At 39.1% G+C, this 20,219-nt stretch carries 21 protein-coding genes, 1 tRNA gene and 1 pseudogene; 11 read left to right on the top strand and 12 right to left on the bottom strand.

Annotated features, from left to right (window positions below; all coding sequences use genetic code 11):
- The first annotated feature begins 163 nt into the window (after window positions 1–163).
- Entirely contained in the window at window positions 164–1,492 is a 1,329-nt protein-coding gene (locus tag VB693_RS15915; protein WP_323267107.1) for a ParA family protein, read from the top strand.
- Window positions 1,489–2,181 (top strand): Rho termination factor N-terminal domain-containing protein, encoded by a 693-nt coding sequence (locus VB693_RS15910; protein WP_323267106.1) that lies wholly within the window; start codon window positions 1,489–1,491, stop codon window positions 2,179–2,181. The genes VB693_RS15915 and VB693_RS15910 overlap by 4 nt, the downstream gene beginning before the upstream one ends.
- A 282-nt stretch (window positions 2,182–2,463) precedes the next feature.
- Here VB693_RS15910 and VB693_RS15905 read toward each other — a convergent pair whose 3' ends face one another.
- From VB693_RS15905 to VB693_RS15885, 5 genes are all read right to left on the bottom strand, one after another.
- Complete coding sequence (locus tag VB693_RS15905) at window positions 2,464–3,210, bottom strand: DevA family ABC transporter ATP-binding protein (protein ID WP_323267105.1); 747 nt, start codon at window positions 3,208–3,210, stop codon at window positions 2,464–2,466.
- Window positions 3,211–3,313: 103 nt separating this feature from the next.
- Window positions 3,314–4,480, bottom strand: a complete 1,167-nt coding sequence (gene devC / locus VB693_RS15900; RefSeq protein ID WP_323267104.1) for an ABC transporter permease DevC — start codon at window positions 4,478–4,480, stop codon at window positions 3,314–3,316.
- A 20-nt stretch (window positions 4,481–4,500) separates the two neighbouring features.
- The gene (locus VB693_RS15895; protein ID WP_323267103.1) at window positions 4,501–4,836 is read right to left on the bottom strand and encodes a DUF2834 domain-containing protein; all 336 of its coding nucleotides are present in this window, start codon (window positions 4,834–4,836) and stop codon (window positions 4,501–4,503) included.
- A gap of 13 nt (window positions 4,837–4,849) precedes the next feature.
- A complete protein-coding gene (locus VB693_RS15890) occupies window positions 4,850–6,142 on the bottom strand; it encodes an ABC exporter membrane fusion protein (RefSeq protein WP_323267102.1) in 1,293 nt (430 codons plus the stop codon).
- Window positions 6,143–6,232: 90 nt separating this feature from the next.
- Complete coding sequence (locus VB693_RS15885) at window positions 6,233–6,817, bottom strand: TetR/AcrR family transcriptional regulator (protein WP_323267101.1); 585 nt, start codon at window positions 6,815–6,817, stop codon at window positions 6,233–6,235.
- Window positions 6,818–7,103: 286 nt separating this feature from the next.
- On the opposite strand from VB693_RS15885, the gene VB693_RS15880 reads away from it, so the two are divergent.
- The 4 genes and pseudogenes from VB693_RS15880 to VB693_RS15865 all read left to right on the top strand — a co-directional run bounded on the left by VB693_RS15880 (window position 7,104) and on the right by VB693_RS15865 (window position 9,847).
- Entirely contained in the window at window positions 7,104–8,249 is a 1,146-nt protein-coding gene (locus VB693_RS15880; protein WP_416233396.1) for a protein kinase domain-containing protein, read from the top strand.
- 26 nt (window positions 8,250–8,275) lie between these two features.
- Window positions 8,276–8,581, top strand: a complete 306-nt coding sequence (locus VB693_RS15875) for a Ycf66 family protein (RefSeq protein WP_323267100.1) — start codon at window positions 8,276–8,278, stop codon at window positions 8,579–8,581.
- 25 nt (window positions 8,582–8,606) lie between these two features.
- Window positions 8,607–8,897: pseudogene (locus tag VB693_RS15870) on the top strand (Ycf66 family protein); the annotation flags it as partial.
- A 125-nt stretch (window positions 8,898–9,022) separates the two neighbouring features.
- The gene (locus VB693_RS15865; protein ID WP_323267123.1) at window positions 9,023–9,847 is read left to right on the top strand and encodes a DUF874 family protein; all 825 of its coding nucleotides are present in this window, start codon (window positions 9,023–9,025) and stop codon (window positions 9,845–9,847) included.
- 12 nt (window positions 9,848–9,859) lie between these two features.
- On the opposite strand, the gene murG is transcribed toward VB693_RS15865, so the two are convergent.
- A complete protein-coding gene (gene murG / locus VB693_RS15860; protein WP_323267099.1) occupies window positions 9,860–10,930 on the bottom strand; it encodes an undecaprenyldiphospho-muramoylpentapeptide beta-N-acetylglucosaminyltransferase in 1,071 nt (356 codons plus the stop codon).
- Between the two features lie 84 nt (window positions 10,931–11,014).
- On the opposite strand from murG, the gene VB693_RS15855 reads away from it, so the two are divergent.
- From VB693_RS15855 to VB693_RS15840, 4 genes are all read left to right on the top strand, one after another.
- Window positions 11,015–11,842, top strand: a complete 828-nt coding sequence (locus tag VB693_RS15855) for a nuclear transport factor 2 family protein (RefSeq protein ID WP_323267098.1) — start codon at window positions 11,015–11,017, stop codon at window positions 11,840–11,842.
- 139 nt (window positions 11,843–11,981) lie between these two features.
- Window positions 11,982–12,758, top strand: a complete 777-nt coding sequence (locus tag VB693_RS15850; RefSeq protein ID WP_323267097.1) for an SDR family oxidoreductase — start codon at window positions 11,982–11,984, stop codon at window positions 12,756–12,758.
- A 256-nt stretch (window positions 12,759–13,014) separates the two neighbouring features.
- On the top strand, window positions 13,015–13,788 hold the full coding sequence (locus tag VB693_RS15845; protein ID WP_323267096.1) for a ZIP family metal transporter: 774 nt from the start codon (window positions 13,015–13,017) through the stop codon (window positions 13,786–13,788).
- Between the two features lie 58 nt (window positions 13,789–13,846).
- Window positions 13,847–14,245, top strand: a complete 399-nt coding sequence (locus VB693_RS15840) for a VOC family protein (protein WP_323267095.1) — start codon at window positions 13,847–13,849, stop codon at window positions 14,243–14,245.
- A gap of 78 nt (window positions 14,246–14,323) precedes the next feature.
- Here VB693_RS15840 and VB693_RS15835 read toward each other — a convergent pair whose 3' ends face one another.
- From VB693_RS15835 to VB693_RS15825, 3 genes are all read right to left on the bottom strand, one after another.
- Window positions 14,324–15,832 carry a UbiD family decarboxylase gene (locus VB693_RS15835; protein WP_323267094.1) on the bottom strand — a complete coding sequence of 503 codons (1,509 nt, stop codon included), beginning with the start codon at window positions 15,830–15,832 and terminating at the stop codon, window positions 14,324–14,326.
- A gap of 537 nt (window positions 15,833–16,369) precedes the next feature.
- Window positions 16,370–16,612 carry a hypothetical protein gene (locus VB693_RS15830; protein ID WP_242039361.1) on the bottom strand — a complete coding sequence of 81 codons (243 nt, stop codon included), beginning with the start codon at window positions 16,610–16,612 and terminating at the stop codon, window positions 16,370–16,372.
- Between the two features lie 10 nt (window positions 16,613–16,622).
- Entirely contained in the window at window positions 16,623–17,114 is a 492-nt protein-coding gene (locus VB693_RS15825; RefSeq protein ID WP_323267093.1) for a hypothetical protein, read from the bottom strand.
- A gap of 835 nt (window positions 17,115–17,949) precedes the next feature.
- Between VB693_RS15825 and VB693_RS15820 the strand changes: the two genes are divergently transcribed.
- Window positions 17,950–18,237 (top strand): hypothetical protein, encoded by a 288-nt coding sequence (locus VB693_RS15820; protein ID WP_323267092.1) that lies wholly within the window; start codon window positions 17,950–17,952, stop codon window positions 18,235–18,237.
- 207 nt (window positions 18,238–18,444) lie between these two features.
- Here the strand turns inward: VB693_RS15820 and VB693_RS15815 are convergent, their stop codons facing one another.
- From VB693_RS15815 to VB693_RS15805, 3 genes are all read right to left on the bottom strand, one after another.
- Window positions 18,445–19,185: a hypothetical protein gene (locus VB693_RS15815; protein WP_323267091.1), complete on the bottom strand. Its 741-nt coding sequence runs from the start codon at window positions 19,183–19,185 to the stop codon at window positions 18,445–18,447.
- A gap of 204 nt (window positions 19,186–19,389) precedes the next feature.
- Window positions 19,390–19,770 (bottom strand): hypothetical protein, encoded by a 381-nt coding sequence (locus tag VB693_RS15810; protein ID WP_323267090.1) that lies wholly within the window; start codon window positions 19,768–19,770, stop codon window positions 19,390–19,392.
- 356 nt (window positions 19,771–20,126) lie between these two features.
- A tRNA-Arg gene (locus tag VB693_RS15805) sits at window positions 20,127–20,199 on the bottom strand.
- Between the last annotated feature and the right edge of the window lie 20 nt (window positions 20,200–20,219).

Here is a 20,219-nt window from a genome sequence, read left to right as displayed (position 1 = left end):
GAATCGATGGTGATCTAATAGACTTATTGCATAAAAACTTTGGCTTTCCCGGAGGGTAGGCGAAAAGCAGACCGCCAAAAATGACTCTTGCCAGCTATTTAATTAATACTTGTCCTCAAGTGGGAATACTAGACTTAGACATTGCTGGAAGTTACCTCACACTATGAGCATTACAATTACCACTCTTCAAGCGGCCTTGCAAAGCCTTCCCGAAAATGCACCAGAAGCAATTGTAAGCGACCTTTTTGCTCCTCACTTGTTGAGGACTTTAGGGTTTGAATCTGAAGAAATTTATCCAGAATATAACACTGGTCACGGATCTGTTGATAAAGCAGTCAGGAAAACCATTGATGACGATGTTTTTTTACACACAAAATCTAATCCCTACCTTCTTCTGGAATTAAAGGGTAGAGATATTAACCTATCTGAAGATGCTGCACAGTACCAAAAAACGGTTAATCAACTGAAACATTATCTACTTGCACGTAATTGCAAAACTGTACAGTGGGGAATAATTACTAATTCTTGTCATATTCAACTGTTTCGGAAGCATGGAAAAGTGATTTATCCTGCAACACAGTGTATTCCAATTGATGTAGACAATATTGATAATGTGGTTGCTTCAATTCGGCAGAAAATTGAAAATCCCACTAAAGCCTTAACTATCGCTGTTTATAACAACAAGGGTGGAGTTGGAAAAACGACAACTACTGTCAATCTGGCAGCTATATTAACTTTTTTGGGAAAGAAGGTTTTAGCAATCGACTTTGACCCAAACCAACAAGATTTAACGAGTTCATTAGGTATTCCATTAAGTCAAGGCAGTGTATTTGAAGCTCTGACAGAAAGGAATGTAGAACTTCAAGGTACTCTATATCCTTATAGATTTCCTCTAAAAAAGTTGAAAAAAGAACTGAGATTTGATGTTATCCCTGCTGATCAAACACTAACAGATAAAGCTGAACAATCCTTGCGTAATCATCTGAAAAGTCATACTCTTTATCGCAAGCTAGAATTGGCAAGACAAGAATATGACTATATTTTGATAGATTCACCACCGAACTGGAGAGTTTTTAGCCAATTGGCTGTTTATGCAGCTGATGTTGTTCTCATTCCCACAAAGCATAACAATCTTTTCTCTTTAGAAAATGCAGCAATGGCAATGAAGAAATTTATTCCTGAAGTACAATCAGAGAAACGTGATGGTAGCCCTATTCCATTGCCAATTTTCTTTAATGGAGAAAAGATAACAGATCCTCAGTTGAAAGTTGCTCAACAAGAAATTAATAACATTCTGAAAAAAGAAGGATTGCACTTACTTCCTTACTTCTATCCTAGGTATACCAAAGCCAACAAAGACCTTTATATTCATGAAGTTCCAAGCTACGCTAACATAGCAGGTTCAGCTTTCTCGCGTATTCCTGCGGTTTATCGATATATATCCGCTCATGAATATTACAAAAATTTAGCCAAGGAGTATTTTTTACAATGAGTAGCCTCAGCGATATTGGAAATTTGATGCTTTTATATTTGGATGAGATTGACCCTGGTGAAGGAACTAATGCACCTGAATTTTTAATTAAAGCTTCAGCCCATTTGCTTAACCAAAAGGGCGGACGAAATTGGATTCCAGTTATTGTAAAAGAAACTGGCAAAGATAAGTATCAAGTAATTGCTAACTCTTTCATTTATGCGATTGTAGAAGCGGCGGGTTTAGATCGTGTTTGGTGCATTATTAGTGATGGTAGTGATGAGACAGTTGAAGTCACAAAAATACTTGCAGGGGAAGAAATTCCAAAAATAAATCTCTCTAAGGCATCTAGAGATGAAATTATGGCAGCATTAGAATATTTAGTTAAACAACCAGGGAGTGTTATTAAATCTGTTAAACCTGCTATAGCTACAAACCGTATTGATGAAGCTCCTCGTCAATATTGGAAAACATTAGATCCAATTTTAAATCTAAAGTGTGGCATTACTAAAGGTCAAAAACTTGATGCTTTAAATCAAGTTTTTTATCTTACTCCTCAACCAATGCCATATACAATCACCGACACTGATATTCTCAAAACAATGCCAACGGCTGAACTAAAATTAATGGCCAAAAAACGAGGCATTACTGGCATCAGTAGAATGAAAAAGGATGATCTTGTTAAAGTATTAAGCCAGCGTTTACCGTAGCGAGAAATCCGGGTATTGCGATCGCGGGGCTTAGATATTACAACTATTACTGAACAAGTAACCATTGGTCGAACCGACAATGAGCAACTTGAATTTGTAACATCCATAGGCAATCAGTTGTTATACGTATCTCGCATTTCTCACAAACAGTAGGGGCGGGTTCACAGATATACTCGAATCATTCACGAAAATTTCGCTCAACCCGCCCCTACAGACTTTGGACTGAGGTTGCAAGAATTTGTGAGAAATCCGGGGTATGAGTTCTTCAGATCAAATTTAGTCTTAGCCAATCTTAGCGGTAATATCCAAATCGGCACTTTTGAGTTGACCATCTTCCATATATATAATTCGGTCGGCAATATCTAAGATACGGTTGTCGTGGGTGACAAGCAAAATTGTACAATCTTGTTCTTTGGCTAGTTTCTGCATCAGTTCTACAACATCGCGTCCAGATTTTTTATCAAGTGCGGCGGTAGGTTCGTCTGCTAAGACAATCTTAGGATGACTGACTAAAGCACGAGCGATCGCCACCCGTTGTTTTTGTCCCCCAGAAAGATGTTCGGGGTAGTAATTTAAATGATCTCCCAAGCCAACACTCTCTAGCATAGCGATCGCTTTGGTACTGATATCCTGATTTAAATACTGATCATGTAATTCCAAAGACATTCGCACATTTTCTTTGGCTGTTAAAAATGTCATCAAGTTATGCGCCTGGAAAATATAACCAATCTGACGGCGTAATTTTGTTAGCTGCTTTTTATTAGCACCGCAGATTTCCTGTCCTAAAATTTTCATGCTCCCTTCTTGAGCAGAACGCAAGCCACCCATGAGAGTTAAGAGGGTAGTTTTACCTGAGCCAGAAGGCCCAGTCATAATCACGATTTCCCCGGCTTTAATCTCTAAATTAATATCAAATAATACTTGTTTGCGTAGTCCACCCGACCCAAAGTAATGATTGAGTTTGTGTACGGAAATCACGGGTTCGGAAGCAGAGGAATCGCTGATTTCTGGTGTAAATTCTTGCAGCATAGGGTTATAAAGAAGAGTTAGATTGATTATTTCCTCTGTGTCTTGGTGTCTCGGTAGTAAAAAGAAAACCACAGAGGCACGGAGACACAGAGTTTTTTGACTGTTAAAATACGTCGGCGGGGTCGGCGGAACGTAGTTTTCGCATGGCGATCGCGCCGGAAACACTACACATGATAATGGTAAGAATAAATACAGTGATTGCCCGCTCTAATTTCATGGCGATGGGTAACATCGTCGCAGCATAGGCAACTTGGTATAGTCCAAAGGAGAAAATATAGGCGGGAAGGTATCCAAAAAAAGCTAATAATAATGCTTCTTGTAGCAGGGTGATGAGTAAATAGCGATCGCTGTAACCCATTGCTTTGAGGGTGGCGTATTCTGGTAAATGCTCAGACACATCAGAGTAAAGAATCTGGTACACAATTACAATACCGACAATAAACCCTACACCTACACCCAAGCCGAAAATAAAACCAATACCTGTACCATTTGCCCAATATTCCTTTTCTGTTTGAGCAAAACCTTCTGGTGTTAAGACTATGACATCATTGGGTAAACTGGCGGCTAGCAGCGATCGCACTTTTTCTGCATCTGCACCAGGTTTTAAATTAATTAACCCGACTTCAATTCGGTCTGGTTTCCGTTCTGGAAATAGTCTTAAAAATGTCGAATCACTAGTAATGACGTTACCATCAGCTGCAAAGGATGCACCATTACTAAATACGCCTTTGACATCGATAGCTATATTGTTTAATTCTGTTTGAAATTGGCTATTCTTTTGGAAGATATCACCAACTGCGCCGTATTCTGGACGACCGGCTTGATCAAATAGGACTTGATTTAACGGTTTGATTAAATCCTGGTTTTTTTGAACTTCGGGAAACTTAAACGCAGATGTCGCCGGATCAATACCCCAAACTAAGATAGCCCGATCCTGTCGCGTTTCAGGATTCCGCCATTGTCCAGTCCCAATATATAATCCACTGACTGACTGCACACCTTCATAACCCAATGTTTGATATAGTCGTTCTCTGGAAAAACTTTTGACGGAAAATAAGGTTTGAAATTGTGGATTAATTAACACCAAATCAGCTTGTAAATTGCGATGGGGTTGGATTGCAGCATCAAACAGCGCACTCTCAAATCCTAACTGAATAAACATCAGCATATCGGCAAATGTAATACCTGCAACGGCTACCGCTAGGCGTGTTTTTTCTTTCATCAATTGCCGCCATGCTAGCGGTGTTTTACGAAACATTTTGGAGAACATATTGGGAATTGGAGATTGGTTTAATAGTTTACCGTTTCAGTCTGCTGTTCTAGTTGGTGCTGTCGCATGAATAAAAATAAAGGCAGTCCTAGGGAAACTCCAACCAATAGATTAGCAGCGATATAAATCCAGAGGTTTGGCATTTTTAGATGTTTGCCTTCCCAAAAAACAAATACCCAAAAAACAAGGGATGAAATAATTAAATCCATGCCAAAGAAACTAGAAATTCTGTTAACAAATAGCTGCTGAATGAAAAGTGTAATATTCAGACCATGCTCTAATAAAAATGGTATGAACTGTGAATAAGGTAAAACTGTTCCTAGGATGCAAAGCGAAAGATAGATGATTTTCAGCATGATGAACTCACTTTTATAATTCAATTGCTGTTTGTACTTGCAAGTTAGTTAAACCTGCAACTTTCTTGCTGTCTTCAGGAGTCAGGCGAATTTTGACTTCAACTACTCGGCTGTCGAGGTTCTCTCCTGGTTGGTTGCTAAAGACGTTTTGACGGTTGACTTGCAAGCCAATGAGAGAAACTTCGCCGCGCAGTTCTCCAGTAAAGGCTTGACCGGTAATCGTTGCTATTTGTCCCAGTTTTACTTTGCCGATGTCGGTTTGATAGACTTCTGCTACCGCCATCATTTGTGCTGTTTGAGCTAAGTCTGCAATGCCGTCATCGCTAATTTTTTCACCGACTCGTGTATGAATTTTGAGAATTTGACCTGTCATTGATGCTCTGATGTAAGCTGCTTCTAGGTCAGCTTGAGCGCGTTTGAGTGAGGCGATCGCATCCTCAACTTCTGCTTGTGCTGCTTGCACGTCCACAGGACGCACTTCGGCAATACTGGTAAGTGTGGCTTTGGCTTCGCTAACTTGCTTTCTACTGGTGGTATTAATGCGGTTGAGTGCAAATTTGGCTGCGGATAGTTGTTTGCTGGCGGTGGTGTTAATCCGGTTCAGCACTGCTTTGGCTTCATCTAGTTGCTGTTTGGCGGTTTCTACACTCAAGCGTTTAGTATCAAAGGCTGAATTAGAAATTGCCCCTTCTGAATATAGCTGTTGATAACGTCGATATTCTGCTTCGGCGTTATTGAGTTCTGCTTCTAACTTTCTGATTGTGGCAGCTTGGGCAATTCGATCTCCTTGCCATTGTGCCTCAATCCGCGCAACGCTTTCTCGTTGTTCTGTAATGTCTCCTTGAGATTGGGCTTGTAAACGTTCTACACTGACTTGCTGTGCTAATATATCCCCTCTTTTTGCCCCAGCCTTAACTTGATTGAGTTTAGCTTGTGCTACTCGCACTTGCTTTTCAGCTTGGAGTACAGCCGTTTTTAAGCGGGTGTGGGAGTCTAAAATTGCTACTACTTGCCCAGATTGGACAGTATCACCCTCTTCTACAAGGATTTGATTAACGCGATCGCCATCTAGAACCAAAGGTGCAGATAGTTTGATAACTTTGGTTTCTGGCTCTAATCTCCCTAGTGCGGTAATTTTAGGTGCGATCGCTTCAGCTTGTAAATTAGTATCCGATGCCGCAGTTTTACTAATTTGACCAAACTGAGAAACTACATAAAAAATAATTCCCGTAGTTACAGATGTAGCAGCAATTACTAATGCAATTAACCCTTGATTGACTGGTTTAAATAATAATTTATGACTCATATTCCCCTCGATAAAAACTAATTCCTTCTTCTCTCTGTGTCTCTGTGCCTCTGTGGTTCAAAATTTCTTAGCACAGAGACACAGAGAAACTTATTGAAAACCTGTTACATTGCTTCCTAAATAAGCCGTAATCATTTTGCCTAGCAATGTACATTGCTCAACAAAATCAATCGTTTCATTACACCACAGCTTTTCTAAAATCAAGCCATTCACCAAGCTCAAAACAAAAGCTGCTAAGGCTGTATCTTGGACACCTAATAACTCACAAACTGCTTCTTGATAATGTCTATTAGCACGCTTGAAGACATTATTATTTCGTAATTCTTTTATGTCTTGATGCTGACAAAAATCAACCCAAATATATGTCCATTTAATAAAGTAATCTTCATTTTTTACCAAATATCTACCCAAAGCTGTCATCGTCTCTTCCAGCGTTTTTGCTCCTTCCATCTCAGCTAAGGCTGCACTCACATCTTGCTGGCCGATTTCCTCTACAAATTGCTCAAATAAAGCCTGTTTACTAGGAAAGTAGTGATACAGCGTACCTGTCGAAACATTTAAGCCTTGAGCAATTTCCCGCATAGTAATCGAACCATAGCTTTTGGAGGCAAATAAATCAAAGCACTTGCCGAGCAGTTCTTTGCGGTATTGCTCATGATCAACAACTTTGGGCATTATGTCTTTTTTATATCGAACGCTCGTTATTTTTAGTAAAACTCAGTTGTTGGTGTTCGTCAAGAACTGATAAGAAAAATGAATCAAGGCTAAGGCTAGATACGATATTTGTCTTATTTATCGCCTTTAACCTTGTTGTTAAAAGGAAATTTTGTCTACTTAAATACTCACACTTCTTAATCTAACTTGTACTGATATCAGCGTCAATATATATACTTGGTAGCAGGGATGTGATGACTTGATCATAATTTTCCATTACACCCAAGCAGATAAATAATCATCTACATTGGATAACTCAAAGCCCAACGGGGGTAGAATTAGCAGGTGCGATCGCACAATTGGCATACCACGCGACTACTGTCAAAATGATGTAGTAGACATTCAGACTACCGATGTCATGTTAGACAAGTTACTAGATGGGCGTTACCGAATTATCCAAGTTCTCAGTGCAGGGGGATTTGGAGAAACCTATATTGCTGAAGATACACGGCGCATTGGTAATCCCAGATGTGTTGTCAAGCACCTGAAACCTGCCAGTGACGATCCTAACTACCTCAAAATTGCTAGACGCTTATTTTACAGCGAGGCGGAAACTTTAGAAAAGTTGGGCGACCATAACCAGATTCCTCGACCTTTGGCTTACTTTGAAGAGGATGAAGAATTTTACTTAGTACAAGATTTTATAGAAGGGCGGCCACTCAGTGCGGAAATGCTTCCTGGTCAACGCTGGAGTGAAAGCCAAGTTGTAGAAATGCTACAAGATGTTTTAGGTATTTTAGATTTTGTACATAGCTACGGTGTGATCCATCGAGATATTAAACCTGATAATTTAATTAGACGAGTTAAAGACGACAAGTTAGTGCTGATTGATTTTGGTGCTGTGAAGCAAGTGCGATCGCCACTAGCTACTAATCAAAGCCAAATAACTGCTACTGTAGCTATTGGTACTCCTGGTTATATGCCGGCGGAACAGGGACAAGGTAAACCACGCCCGAATAGTGATATTTACGCGCTAGGGATGATTGGGATTCAAGCACTGACAGGATGTTATCCGACCCAATTACAGGAAGACCCAAACACAGGAGAAGTTCTGTGGCAAAACTACGCCCAAGTGAGCGATCGCGTAGCTGCTATTCTGAATAAAATGGTACGCTACGACTATCGCAAAGATCGCTATCAATCAGTAGGTGAGGTATTTCAGGATATTCAGCTATTAGCTAATCCTGTACCGCCAACTCAACCTCTCAATTTAGGATACATTCCCAAACAAAATATTAATAATGTAAATACATATCAATCAAAAGCTAACACTGGGCAACTTAATCCTACCTCTTATAAATCAATAAAAAATGTAGCTATGATTGGATTAATTCCTTTTATTGCTCCCATCATTATAGGATTAATAGTAATTTTGTTAAATCTTTTTAAATAATTTACTGGTTTTATTATTTTATTCATATGTATCAATCAATATTTAGTATCCCAAATTTAATTGCTCAAGTTAATTTCGGGACTAACTCTGCATTTATTCTTGGGATTTTTGTATATTTTGGTGGAGCATTACTGTGTTCTTTAGCCTTATTTAAACCACACCTTGCCCGTTATCATGATATTCTGTTGGCTCAATTTGGTTGGATTTGCGGTGGGATCTTGATATTTCTAGGATGGCGACTAGACCCTATTTTACAGTTTGGGCAACTTCTATTAGTTGGGACAGCTACATTTTTTGTAATAGATGCTATTCGCCAACGTAGGATTAGATAAAAATTGAAATATATCATCTTCAACTATGCTTAAGATGTTCAACTTAGTCCCAATTTTAGCTCAGGTAAATTTTGGTACGAACTCAGCCACTATTCTAGGAATTTTTCTAGCGATCGCGGGGTTAGCACTTTATTTTTTGCGTGTCGTGCGTCCAGAAATCTCAAGAGATGAAGATATCTTTTTTGCAGCCGTGGGATTATTATGTGGTTTTATTCTCATTTTTCAGGGATGGCGGCTCGATCCGATTCTACAATTTGGGCAATTGTTATTGGTGATTTTTATTATCTTTTACGGTATTGAACGTATTCAATTACGCCAAAATCGCAGGTCATAATGGGTAATTAATTCTGCATAGTGTTGTTAGTTCATGCACCTGAAAAGCAATGTAAAATATTAACAATTAGCTTTGATAAAAACACCAGCGATAATTTTATTATCATCATGGTTTTAGCAGCACCCCAACGCCAAACGCCTGTAGTGACTTGGGAAAAACTCCCCGACGACTTTATTCTTCCCGACGATCCAGTGGAAAATATTCAACAGCCTTCTCTTGCAGCTGCGTTAACAGATGCTTTAGATGCAGCTAATCGCATTCAACCAGAAATGCTAGTTGCATCTAATTTTGGTCTTGTCGCCAATATTAATCAAAAAACCGTCGTTAAAGCACCAGATTGGTTATATGTACCGCGTGTTTTACCTGTGGGTACAGGGGTAATTCGTCGCAGCTATACACCTAACACCGAAGGTGAACCGGTAGCTGTGGTGATGGAATTTCTTTCGGACAGCGACAACACAGAATATTCCATTCGTCCCACCTTTCCTTACGGGAAACTCTACTTTTATGAAAAAATCTTACAAGTTCCCGTCTATGTGATTTTTAATCCTTATGAGGTCACTTTAGAAGTTCACCGTCTGGAAAATGGTCAGTATACTTTACAGACACCATCAGAATTAGGACGCTTTTGGATTCCTGAGTTGGATTTATTTTTGGGAATTTGGCAGGGAAATCGCTTAGGGTTAAATATAAATTGGTTGCGTTGGTGGGATGCAAAGGATAACCTGTTGCTGTGGAGTTCCGAACAAGCAGAACAAGAACGCCAGCGTGCAGAACAAGAACGCCAGCGTGCAGAACAAGAACGTCAGCGTGCAGAACAAGAACGTCAACGGGCTGATGATGCGATCGCCCAATTAGAAATTGAACGTCAGCGTCAAGCCGCACTCGCTGCTAAATTACGGGAATTAGGTATTGATCCAGATGCTGGTTGAATGGGAAATTAATTAACTTTCCACCACTTCCCGCACTAAAGAGGCTAACTTATCAGCACTATCAGGAACTGCGATCGCCTTCGCATTCTCCGCCATTTTGGTTAACTCATCTGGCGATCGCAATAAATGTAAAACTTGAGTTTGTAATAACTCTGCGGTTAACTCTGATTGTTTAAAAGTTAAAGCTGCACCCGGTTGAGTAAAGACCGCAGCATTATAAGATTGATGGTCTTCGGCTGCAAAGGGATAGGGAATTAAAATTGCCGGCGTACCACACACAGCTAATTCTGTTAAGCTACCCGCGCCGGAACGACTAATGGCTAAACTAGCTCGTTGCAACAGTGCCGCCATATTATCATAAAAAGGTAATTCTATATACTGGGGATGCTGTAAACTCCCGGCATCAGGATCGAGAGTGCCTGTTAAATGCACTACATAAGCACCAGCATCAAACCAAGCTGACGCGGACTCTCGCACCAACTTATTTATCGCCACTGCGCCTTGACTACCACCAAATACGACAATTAAGGGAACATTTTCAGGAATAGCTAAATCTAATTTTGAACTACCTGCATCTAAAAACTGAGAACGGACGGGAGTACCCACGCAGACATTCTTAGCACGGGGTAAATACTGACTCGCCACGTCAAATCCCAAGGCGACGACAGTACACCAAGGGCCAAAAAAACGAGTTACCTTACCGGGTAAAGCGTTTGATTCGTGAAAAACTACAGGTAAACCCAAAGAACGCGCCGCAATTACTGCTGGCCCCGCAATATAACCCCCGGTGGTAAACACTCCTTGAAAATTACCTTGCTTCAAGAGTCGCCGCACCTGGAAAACTGCACTAATGAGTTTACCCAATGTTAGTAAAGAAGCAATGCTCAACCCTTGCTGAAACCCTTCAACTGCAATAGTATGCAAAGGATACTGTTGCGGGACAAGCTGGGTTTCTAGCCGATTGGGGACACCTAGCCATTCAATCTGATATTCTGGTAGTTTTCCTGCCAATGCGATCGCTGGAAACAAGTGTCCACCAGTCCCACTGGCAGCTATTAGTAATTTTATGGGTGTGTTTGTCATTCAAACTCTACTGTTTAGCTCCTAGCTTCACTAAGATAAAACAATTTCCTGACCTTCTCTACTCCAATCAGTAAAGTCTTACCCATGACCAAAACTATTTTATTGTTACTAAAACGCCAAATCAATCTGTCCACAGGTATTGCGTTGGTTTTGTCTGTATTCTCGCTTGGTTTAGTTCATAGACAACCCGCGCAAGCTGTGGAAATCGCCCAGAGTAATAACGTCCAAAACGCACCCACCCCAGTTAAAAATCTGTTAACGCAAATTGATGCAGCCGCTAGTAAAGGCGATGTCAAAGGAGTTTTGCAATACTACAGTCCTAATTTTGCCCACGGAGACGGATTAAACCGTCAAACAATGGAGAAAGCGTTGGTCACATTCTGGAAACGCCACCCAAATTTGCGCTACAGCACACAACTACAATCTTGGAAGTCTGAAGGTAACAGCATCATTGCGGAAACAGTAACTAATATAACCAGTTTACCCTCAGCAAACAGCAATAATTTGGCACTGAATACCACCATTAAATCTCGTCAACGCATCACAGGCGGGAAAATTATACGTCAAGATATTTTATCAGAACGTACGTTACTGACTTCTGGTAGCAAGCCACCCCAAATAGATGTGAAATTACCACAACAAGTTAAAGTCGGTCAGCAGTACAATTTTGATGCGATCGTCCAAGAACCCTTGGGTGATGATTTACTGTTGGGAACAGCACTAGAAGAACCAATTCAAGCCTCGAAGTATCTCAACCCCACCAGTGTAGATTTAAAGCCACTCAATTCTGGTGGTCTATTCAAAATCGGACGCGCCCCTTCTACCCCCGGTAATCGCTGGATTTCTGCTGTGATTCTTCGTGGTAGTGGGATGACAATAGTTACTCAGCGTCTGCAAGTTGTTAGGAAGTAAGTGGGGAGTGCTGAGTGCTGTTAGCGGTAGCGGGGCGTTTAGCCCGTGCTGAGTGCTGAGTAATAAGTAATAAGTAACAAATACTAATTCTAGTACCCAGTCCCCAGTCCTCATTACGAATTACGAATTACGAATTACAATGGTTTTTCTCAAAAATCAGATTGTTTTAATTACTGGTGCAAGTAGCGGTATCGGTGCTGCTTGCGCCAAAGTTTTTGCTGATGCGGGTGCAAAACTAATTTTAGCGGCGCGGCGGTTAGATAAGTTACAGCAACTTGTAGAGACGTTAAATGTAACGTCTGCACAGGTTCATTTAATACAGTTAGATGTGCGCGATCGCTCTGCTGTAGAATCTGCTATATCTAGCCTCCTCCCCGCTTGGTCAGATATAGATATTCTGATTAATAATGCTGGCTTGAGTCGCGGTTTAGATAAGCTGCATGAAGGCGACTATCAAGACTGGGAAGAAATGATTGATACCAATATCAAGGGTTTGCTATATCTTACCCGTTATGTTGTTCCGGGGATGGTAAATCGCGATCGCGGTCATGTGGTCAATATTGGTTCAATTGCGGGACATCAAACTTATCCCGGTGGTAATGTCTACTGTTCTACTAAAGCGGCAGTGAAGGCGATTTCTGAAGGTTTAAAACAAGACCTCTTAGGTACTCCCATTCGTGTAACTTCCGTTGATCCTGGTATGGTGGAAACGGAATTTAGTGATGTGCGTTTTCATGGTGATACGGAACGCGCCAAAAAAGTTTATCAGGGAGTTACACCACTAACACCCGATGATGTGGCTGATGTGGTTTTATTCTGTACGACGCGATCGCCTCATGTCAATATTAGTGAGGTCATACTTATGCCCGTAGACCAAGCTAGTGCTACCCTAGTTAATCGGCGAGTATCAGAATAAGCTTACTGAAAATATCGAGTCGGTCAACATATGCAGAATACTGCTAAATATGCAGATTATGCTGAGTACCAACAAGCTACCTCTCGCTTGATTCCATTTATTTGGTAATTAGGTGCTTCAGGGACAAAACCCTGACTACAAAATTAGTCCACTAATATCGCAGCCTCAATGTCTGCGATTTTTTATCTGAACTACTTGCAACTCATAGTCATTTCGACTATGATTAGTTTAGTAAATTGAACAAACAACCCCAGCTATGGATAACCTTGTAATCGGTGCATTAGCCAGCTTAGGTGCAGGATTAGCCACAGTAGTCGGTGCGTTACCTGTTTTACTACCAATTAATCTCACACAGCGAGTGCAGGGGATAATGCTGGGGTTTGGTGGAGGAGTGATGTTAGCAGCGACATCATTTTCATTAATATTACCTGGAACAGAGGCTGCAATTGCTCAAGGTCAATCTCAAGCCAGTGCCGCTTTAATTATTGTTGCAGGTATGCTGCTAGGAGGACTATTTCTGCAACTAGCCCATCGGTTTTTACCCCATGAACATTTTTTTAAGGGAAAAGAAAACTGTCGCGGTAATGAACTGAAGCGAATTTGGTTATTTATTGCGGCTATTACTATTCACAACTTCCCCGAAGGTTTAGCAGTAGGAGTGAATTTTGGTAATAATAATATTACTGATGGGATTCCCATCGCGTTAGGAATTGGCTTACAAAATATTCCTGAAGGTTTAGTAGTTGCCTTATCTTTAGTAGCTGAGAAATATTCCGCAGGTTATGCTTTGTGGATTACTTTACTGACGGGTTTAGTAGAACCAATTGGCGGTTTGATTGGTGCAGGTGTGGTGAGTGTAGCTAATTTTGTTTTACCTTGGGCAATGGCTTTTGCAGCTGGGGCGATGTTATTTGTAATTAGTGATGAAATCATCCCGGAATCTCATCGTAAAGGCTTAGAAAAAGAAGGAACTATCGGTGTGATGTTGGGTTTTGTAGTGATGATGTTTTTGGATATTTCTTTGGGATAAGACACGATTTATTGTGCCTTTGAAAAATGGTTTTTATGTAACTGCAAAGGAGCAAATTATGAATTTTACTCGCTTTGAACATATTAATGTTGCCTGTCAAGATATTGATACAACTAAAAAGTTTTACCAAACACTATTTCCTGATTGGTATGTGCGTGCTGAGGGGATATCAAATGAAGGCGATCGCTGGATACATTTTGGCAATTATCAATTCTATTTAGCCCTCAATAACTGTCCAGAACAAAAGCGTGTCCATCACATCTATGAAAATATTGGGATTAATCACGTTGGCTTTGTGATTAAAGATGGGGAAGCTATGCAAAAATTACTAGACAAGGAAGACATTGAATATTACACAATGTCAGCACCGGAAACTAAACATAGAATTTATGTCACTGACCCAGATGGTAATGAAATTGAGTTAGTAGAATATCAGCCTGATTACGCACTCAAGTAATTGATTTTGAATTAACTCCCTGTCATTTCAAAATGCAAAATTAGGTTTGGTTCATTTTGCATTTTGAATTCTGGAGTCTTACTTCATATCGTAACCAAACAAATTCGGGTCAACTTCACCTAGTTGCAAATCTCCCAAACCATACTCAGACCATCGTCTTTCTACCATCGCAGCTATATCTGAGTCAGATTCTAAAGGTGCGCCCCATTCATGGTCTGTTTCTGGCGGAATTTTGGTAGTTGCATCAATACCCATGCGTCCACCTAAACCAATTTTTTCACTCGCAAAATCTAAAGTGTCAAAGGGGGTATTTGGTAAAATAAAGACATCTCGTGTGGGGTCAACTTTAGAACTAATTGCCCATACTACTTGACGCGGGTCACGAATATTAATGTTTTTATCGACGACAATCACAAATTTAGTGTAAGTAAATTGGGGTAATGCACTCCAAAACGCCAAAGCTGCCCGCCGTGCTTGTCCGGGGTATGCTTTATCAATGGAAATAATTGCGGCTTTGTAACTCAAAGCTTCCATTGGGAGGAAAAAATCAACGATTTCTGAGACTTGTTGGCGCAATATAGGAGTATAGATCCGATTGAGTGCGATCGCCATCATTGCTTCTTCTTTGGGGGGACGACCGCTAAATGTAGTTAAATAAACTGGGTCTTTGCGGTGTGTCATACACTGAAAGCGAATCAATGGCGAATCCTCCACGCCGCCGTAATAACCCATATGGTCGCCAAAGGGGCCATCGGGTAAAATTTCCCCTGGTGTAATTGTCCCTTCTAAGACAAATTCTGAATCTGCGGGAACTTCTAAATCTACGGTTTTACACTTCGCTAACTGCACACCCGAACCGCCATACAGTCCCGCAAACAACCATTCTGATAAATCTACAGGGATAGGGGTAGCTGCTGCCATAATAATTAAAGGATCTACACCAAGTGCGATCGCTATTTCTAATTTTTTACCATTTTCGGCAGCTTTCCGTAAATGTCTCGCCCCTCCCCGCACAGATAACCAGTGGACTGTCATCGTATTTTTAGATTGCAGTTGCAAGCGATACACACCCACATTTGGCGTACCTGTCTCACAATCCCTAGTAATCACTAATCCCAGAGTAATAATTTTGCCAGCATCACCAGGGTAGGGACGTATCAAGGGTAACTTGTTTAAATCTAAATCATCTCCTTGAATTACCACCTGCTGACAAGCCGGGAAAAAATCTCTACCTGGTTTGGCTTTCACCACATCAAACAGCACTTTCCCAAAATCTATCGCCTGAGAAATCTTTTTCGGCGGCTTTGGTTGTTGCAGCATACTCAGCTTTTTACCCAGAGTTTCCAACTCTTGGGGATGCTGCATATTCATTGCCCAGCATATCCTCTCTACAGTTCCCATCAAATTCACCGCCACCGGGAAGGATGAACCCTTGACGTTTTCAAATAACAAACCAGGGCCACCTTTTTGCAGCATCCGGTTGGAAATCTCTGCTATTTCTAAATCTGGGTCAACCAATGTAGAAATACGCCGTAATTGCCCTTTTTCTTCTAAAATTTTAATGAATCCCCGTAAATCTCTGGCCATAGTTCTAGTTAAGCTAATATTTAAGAAATGTAAAGTGTCTTCTTATATTATTAGCGATCAGCTACGGGAGCAACGCGATTTTGTGAGGTTGGGTGAAAAAGGTGCGATGCCTGCGGTGGGCGTAGCCATCGCTAAAACTTACATTTATGTATGAGGTAATTTTATTTGCAATTAGAATACGTAATTACACGAAAAACTATCTTGATGAGATATCTCAAAAAGATTGCTCGTAAATTATTTGACGATTATTTCCAAATATATCTGCAATAATTCTTTAAGACTTGGTAAGCTAACCAGCATTTAAGTTGCATAAAACCAGGGCTGTTCGCGCAGCGTTCCCGTAGGGTAGCCCTTACTACAAGCGAATCAGTCTGAAAAAATGAATGAAGATTAGCTTATCAATGATGGCAGTAAATCAATTAAATGCAGAATTGAAGTATAAAATTTATCAGGCACTTTGGGGTTTGATAACCGAATTAAAGATAGAGTCAGAAAAATTATCCCAACTTTTAGCTATCCATTGACACTCTTAGCTGCTCATACGGTACTATTTATATCTAACTTACGCTCATCACGCAGTTTCTGCGCTAGTTCTGCAAACTCTTCATCTCCTTCAAACATCCCAATAAAGTCTATCCAGGGATTATTTGCCAGTTTAGCCTGAACTTGCTCCTGTAAAGATGCGTAAGCCATATCACGATTTTCAACTTCCACCATACAATCGGGTAACTCTGGAACTGACGCAATAACTGCTGTTGTTAGGTTCTCTTTCCTCATCATAATGCTTCTATTAACCGGCATTTTTCCCCGCTATTTCATCATTCCCCTTATCCCCAATCTGCGTCACCATCTCTGGTAAATCAGCATTTAAAATGCGTTCACTCAACCTTGCTAAAATTGCTTGGCGTAACTGCTGTTCATCGGGTAATTCTGCCAAAATCTTATCAACAATCTTCTCAACCTGTGACTCTCTCCCATGATCTACCCATACCATGCGATGGATTTCCTCACCATCGGGACGAGTCATAGTAATGCGTCGCGCTTCAAAACCTTCCCCCTTGGCGGCGACTTCCTTTTGCAATGCTTCCAGATTCTTAAACCGTCGCACCAAATCGGCTAATTTCATCTCAAACGCTGTTGCATCATCATCAGTCCATGATTCCGCCGGTTTATCTGCGACAATCATCACCAAAGCTTCCAACCATTGAGCATCACTCTTGGTTTCATCCGATGCGGCGCGAATAAAGCGTTTTAGTAAAGGTTCAATACATTTTCCCGCCAAATAATTCGCCCTTACCCGCAAATCTTCCCTGAGTTTTGTTTCCTGGCTTCTCGATGATAAGTCAATTAAGTTACTAGCTGCTATCTACAACGTTTCAGAAGTTGAGATAAGTAACGTTATGCAAGTACGTTAGGTACAATCAGTACCCCAGTTACAAACTACATTATCTTACTGCCACTAAGACCGTTGACCATACACCACATACCATACATACAGTAACAAGGGATAGAACCAACAATAACTATCTCTTTTTCTAAGATAATAGCTACTGTAATTATATTAGATTAAGTTAATTCAATTAGAAAAAGGTAAATACAATTAAGTGAACTAATATAGTTGTATCTACTTGAGTAAAAGTAATTGCATATTGATTAATTACATTAATTTCAAAAAAAGATAATTACATTAACAGTGAGCTATATAAGTAGCATAAACTAATTAAACTCGCTTATCTTTATTAAATACAGTAAGATATTGATGCTATTAGAATATTAATAATAGTCAGACGATAGTTAGCTTATTACATTAACTGTGATAAATCAATGCTGGCATAAATTTAAATTGTTAAAATAGAAATATGCTGGAGAGAATGATAAATAAAAACAATGGATGATTCCTTGAAAATTAAACAAAAACAGATTTTTTGCGTTTACAATAGCAGAATGAGGGATAATAACCTCACTGAACCTTGAAAATTAAATAGTACCTAACCAAGTTTGTAGAACCATCCTAGTTATCCCTTACCGCAAGATAGGGAAATTTATCTTTTTAAAAGATAGCTAGGTCGTGTTGGTCAAGTTTTATAGATAAAATAACATCAATGGAGAGTTACTCTATGAATTGGGGTGATTGGGTTTTTAATTCAGAAAATCTTACGTTGAATAATGAAGCTCAAGGCTATGAGATTGATCTTGAAGAAATTTATTCAAGTGCAGAAATACTTGATTGGATTTATCAAGTATTTGGTAGAAATTGGGGCAATTCAAAGACAATATATGACCTTTTGTGTGCATTTAACGAAATAGTAGACCCACAGGCTAACTACTGTTCTTTCGGAGAAGACAAAAAATCAGACGGTGGAAAGTTGGCTAGAGATTTTGCAAATTATCACCCAGAAAACTAACTTCTAACTCGAATGAATATACTGCAAGTAATCAATCTACTTGCAGTATGTTCAGTACCTTGATTAATATTTTCGCAAGTTACAATATGTAAGATACTGGCAGTATAAGCCAATAACACATTCTCTATCCGTACTGAATGTGAGTATTGACAATATGTCTACTATCTCTCATCAAATAACTGTTTTTGGATTGATAATTATATTTCTTTACCATCCATTTTTTTTACAGTTGTATCTAATATCTTTGGTATCTTCTAGCCTTGATATATTTTGGCACAAAAAAGTAGCTTCTCCACAAGATGCTTTTGTTCGTTCATACGTCTTATCAATACAACCTTGTTTTGTAGGTAAACTAATAAACGTATTTCCTTTTCCTGTATTGTACAACCTATCGTATATGGGTTGTAAATTTGTTCTAACAAATGCTGCTTCTGCTTCTCTTATTGCCTCTTCCTGCTTTGCTTTCTGTTCTAGTTTTACTTGTTCTGGAATTATTTTATATTCATAAACAAGGTCAAATGGTATAGATAAGTAACAATATAAAGCCATGAATATAAAAACCAATTTAGTTTTGATTTTTCTTGTATAAAAATTTAATCTATAAAAAATTAGCCCAATTATGATTGTTTTTATTATCAGATTATTAATCAAACTTTTAATACTACCATTTTCTGTTAGTATCTCTCTAATTAAATTGAGTGGATTAGTGATCTGATTATGTTCAATTAGAAAGGTGTATCCAGAACATATTGATACAAAAGTGGCGAAAACTATTAATGTAATTAATAATGGTACACAAATCCAAATAGCATTCAACATTTTTATAAATATTGAAGAGATTGTTTGTTGACTAAGGTATTGTATAAAATTTATTACCATGCCTATAATGCCAAGTGTAATAAATACAGAAAATAATAATATTAAACATAGAACAATCAGAATAGCCATTTCACTCTATTTTAATTAAATAGTAGGGTGTATATATTAAGACTAATCTTTCCCAGCTAATAATATAACTTATTAAACTTACTTAATTGATATGTGCGATATTACAGTTTATTTATAGTTAATACTGCAATTTATACTCTTACAACTCACAGGATATATTATACTGGGATTATAATAATACTTATTACAAATAAGTTAATTATCCTATTTTATTCTCTCTTTAAGTGGCTGCAATGGCTTATTTTTATATTGAGGGCAATAGAAATCTAGTGCAAGAATTTGTAAAGCTACTCTTATTGCTAATAAGTCAGCAGATTCATCAGGTGTTACTTTTTTTTCAGAAACTAAATTAATTTGCCATTCTACATCTTCTTTAGCAATATCTTCTTCTGTTTTTCCACTGGTACGTTTATTGCAGTATTCTTGAGCTTCTTTAGCAGCACTACTATATGTATATAGTTCATTAAATATACTTTTTTGTTGATTATCAAAGTGTTTTAATCTCTCTGATAATGCACTATCAAAGTTACTGGCGGTACTACATCCAAATAATAGTAAAGCTAGACAAAAATATCTTATAAACATAAGAGCTAACTGAAATTAGTGAATACAGTGTAGCTATGTATGTTTAGTTTGCAACCAGTATTTATACATAAAAATACTTAGTTAGGAAATGCCGTATAACAGACGATACAAGGCTAATATGACAATTATTACCTAAAAGCTAAAACAGAGGTATTACAGGCGAATATAGCGGGATTAATTAGCTAATATGGTTATCTTCTAACGCTTGATAAGTTTATCGGATATATTTGATGTAAATATCAAATGTAATAACTTTATCTAAATCAACCAGTTCCCCCTAGTAATGGTTTTAGGGGTAAGATTAGGTATGTGAGATAAGACCAACCTTCTGTTTTGTACTTATTCTTTACAAAAAACGAGCGCGGAGGGATTTGAACCCCCGACCCACAGAACCGGAATCTGTTGCTCTATCCACTGAGCTACGCGCCCTCGTTATTGACTAATATATC

It is taken from the genome of Anabaena sp. UHCC 0399, assembly GCF_034931465.1.
GTDB lineage: Bacteria > Cyanobacteriota > Cyanobacteriia > Cyanobacteriales > Nostocaceae > Trichormus > Trichormus minutissimus.
The sequence above is the reverse complement of the archived record's forward strand: the minus strand, read 5'-3'. Positions and strand labels throughout refer to the sequence as shown.